Genomic DNA, 3,032 nt, shown 5'->3' with positions numbered 1-3,032 from the left:
CCGATGGGCTGCGAAGCGGCCCCTCTTTTGACTTTAGAAACAGGGGCCGCTTCGCGCCCCATCGGGGATAAATCCCCTCACCACAGAGCCTCCTGACTACAGACAAATGCCCTGACAACAGATAAATCTCCTCACCACAAAAGCGTTGTCTCACTTGCAGAGGTTTTTATATGGCCGCCTACAACCTGCGCCAGCTCAAATACTTCGTCACCACCGCCGATTGCGGCAGCGTCGCCGAAGCCTCGCGCAAGCTCTATATCGCCCAGCCGTCCGTCTCTACCGCGATCAAGCATCTGGAAGAAAGCTTCGGTGTGCAGCTGTTCATCCGCCATCACGCCCAAGGCGTGTCGCTGACGCCCAGCGGCTCGCGGTTCTATCGCAAGGCGCTGGAATTGCTGCGAGTGGCGCATGAGTTCGAGCAGAACGCGCTGGCGGATAACGATGTGGTCTCCGGGCAGATCGATATCGGCTGTTTCGAAACCGTCGCGCCGTTGTACCTGCCGCGCCTGATCGCCGGGTTCAAGCAGCGCTGGCCGGGCGTGGAAATCCGCATTCGCGATGGCGAACAGCAGGAACTGGTGCAGGCGCTGACCGCCGGCAGCATCGATATGGCGATGCTGTTTGAACATGACCTCGACACCACCATCGACACCACGCCGCTGATGCCGCCGCAGCAGCCCTATGCGTTGCTGCCGGCCGACCACCGCTTTGCGCAGCAGGCGAAAGTCTCGCTGCACGATCTGGTGCTGGAACCGATGATCCTGCTCGACGTGGTGCCCAGCCGCACCTACTTCGTGAGCATCTTCGAAGAGCGCGGACTGACCCCGCACATCGTCTTCAGCTCGCCGTCGATCGAGATGGTGCGCGGCATGGTCGGGCGCGGTTTCGGCTTTTCGATTCTGGTGACCCGGCCGTTCGGCGAATACACCTACGACGGGCAGAAAGTGGTGTGCGTGCCACTGGCGGAAACCGTGACCGGCTCGGGTTTGTCGGCAGCCTGGCTGCGCCGGGTGCAACTGACCAAACCGGTGCAGTTGTTCGTTGATCATTGCCGCGAGGAATTGGCCCGACTGCACGCCTGAAGGCAGGCAGTCAGGCCGAAAGGATCAGGCGCGAATCGAGGCCAACATCCGTTGCAGCATCGCATCGCAGGCATCGAGTTGTGCGCGGCTGACAAACTCGTCAGGTTTGTGCCCCTGATCCATGCTGCCGGGGCCACAGACCACGGTGGGAATACCCGCCGCATCGAACAGCCCGCCCTCGGTGCCGAACGCCACGGTGCCGTATTCCCGTGAACCGCAAAACGCCGCAATCAGCTCCGCCGCCTGACTCTGCGCATCGGTAGCCAGGCCGGGATAAGCCGACAGCTCACTGAAACGAATCGCACTGTGCTCACTCACTGCCCGCATGCGCGGCAGCACTTGCTGCTCGGCGTAAGCTTGCAACTGTTGTGCGACCTGGGTTGGATCCTGCGAGGGCAGGGCGCGGATCTCGAAGTCGAAGCGACAGTCGGCAGGGACGATGTTCAGCGCTTTGCCGCCGCTGATCACTCCGGTCTGCACCGTGCTGTAGGGCGGATCGAAACGTGCGTCGTGATGTTCGGGCGCCTTCAGTTGCTGGCCGATGCGCCCCAGCTCACCGATCAGCTCGGCGGCGTACTCGATGGCATTGACCCCCAGCGGTGCGTAGGCCGAATGACACGGATGGCCGTGCACGTCGCAGCGCATCGCCAGTTTGCCTTTATGGCCGAGCACCGGTTTCAACTCGGTCGGTTCACCGATGATGCACAGCAGCGGTTTGACCGGCCGCTGCTCCAGCTCGGCGAGCAACGAGCGTACCCCGAGGCAGCCGACTTCTTCGTCATAGGACAGGGCGATGTGCACCGGCATGCGCAGCTCTGCAGCGACCAGCGCCGGCACCAGCGCCAGCACGCAAGCGATGTAGCCCTTCATGTCGGCGGTGCCGCGCCCGAACAGCTTGCCGTCGTGTTCGCTGAGTTCGAACGGCGCTACTGTCCATGGTTGACCATCGACCGGCACCACATCGGTGTGCCCCGAGAGCACGATGCCCGGTTGCTCGGCCGGGCCAATGCTCGCGAACAGATTGGCCTTGCTGCGCTCGGCGTTGTAGATCAGCTCGCACGGCACATCGAAGCCTGCGAGGTAATCACGCACGAACTCGATCAGCTGCAGGTTGGATTCGCGGCTGGTGGTGTCGAAGCCCACCAGCGTCTTGAGCAACCCGACGCTGCTCATCGATCATCACCGGCAACGCCATAACCCGGCGCCTTGGCCGGGTCGAGTGCGCGGTCGATGTAGTCCTGCAACTGCGGCTGATAGGCGTCCCAGAGTTTTTGCAACTGGCCGATCGGGTCTTCGTCGGCCCAATCGATGCGCAAATTGACGATCGGCCAGGTCTGTTCGCCGACCACCACCACGGCCGCCGAATGCACTGGTCCAGCTTCGCCTCCGAGGGCCTGTGCGGCGTGCAGGGCTTTAAGCAGGCGATCGGCCAATTGGCCTTCGCCGTCCTCAAAGGCACTGACCATCGCTTCGATTACCGAGCGCCCGGCGAGCATGTTGCCAGCGGCCACGCATTGTTCGCCGGACACGGCGTTGTGCACGCCGAGGGTTTGCGCGCCGCTGAAATGCGCGGTCTGGCCGAGGTGGTTGATCGCGGTGATCTGCCGGTATTGGCTGTAGCCGTTGCGGGTCAGCACCTGGTCCAGCGCCGCGTCGGGCGCCTGACCTTGTTCCATCAGCGCGAGGACTTCCGGGCCGAGGGACGGCAGGGTGATGTTCTGGCTCGACACCGCGCCAACCCCCGGCAGCAGCCACGGGCAACGCGCGCCGACGGCGATGCTGGAGGAACTGATGGCGACACCGAACTGGCCGGTTTCGGGGCAACGGGCTGCGATTGAAAAGGTCATCTGTTTACTCCTTGTGTGTCTGGACTGGCCTCATCGCGAGCAGGCTCACTCCTACCTTGAAATGCGTTCCCTTGTAGGAGTGAGCCTGCTCGCGAAGGCCGCG

At 63.1% G+C, this 3,032-nt stretch carries 3 protein-coding genes; 1 reads left to right on the top strand and 2 read right to left on the bottom strand.

Features of this window, described 5'->3' with window-relative positions:
- Positions 1–170: 170 nt before the first annotated feature.
- The gene (locus tag QMX91_RS30240) at positions 171–1,082 is read left to right on the top strand and encodes a LysR family transcriptional regulator (protein ID WP_096796405.1); all 912 of its coding nucleotides are present in this window, start codon (positions 171–173) and stop codon (positions 1,080–1,082) included.
- A 24-nt stretch (positions 1,083–1,106) separates the two neighbouring features.
- Here QMX91_RS30240 and argE read toward each other — a convergent pair whose 3' ends face one another.
- Positions 1,107–2,255, bottom strand: coding sequence for an acetylornithine deacetylase (gene argE, locus QMX91_RS30235; RefSeq protein WP_282413843.1), 1,149 nt, complete (start codon positions 2,253–2,255; stop codon positions 1,107–1,109).
- Entirely contained in the window at positions 2,252–2,929 is a 678-nt protein-coding gene (locus QMX91_RS30230) for a DUF1028 domain-containing protein (RefSeq protein ID WP_282413842.1), read from the bottom strand. The genes argE and QMX91_RS30230 overlap by 4 nt, the downstream gene beginning before the upstream one ends.
- Positions 2,930–3,032: the final 103 nt, after the last annotated feature.

The organism is Pseudomonas sp. PS01299 (assembly GCF_029960145.1).
In the GTDB taxonomy this organism is placed as follows: domain Bacteria; phylum Pseudomonadota; class Gammaproteobacteria; order Pseudomonadales; family Pseudomonadaceae; genus Aquipseudomonas; species Aquipseudomonas putida_A.
Note: the sequence above shows the minus strand (reverse complement) of the source record. Positions and strands in the feature narration are given on the sequence as shown.

Coding starts and splice junctions, on each gene's coding strand:
- QMX91_RS30240 (WP_096796405.1), top strand. CDS start 171: ATGGCCGCCTACAACCTGCGCCAGCTCAAATACTTCGTCACCACCGCC.
- argE (WP_282413843.1), bottom strand. CDS start 2,255: ATGAGCAGCGTCGGGTTGCTCAAGACGCTGGTGGGCTTCGACACCACC.
- QMX91_RS30230 (WP_282413842.1), bottom strand. CDS start 2,929: ATGACCTTTTCAATCGCAGCCCGTTGCCCCGAAACCGGCCAGTTCGGT.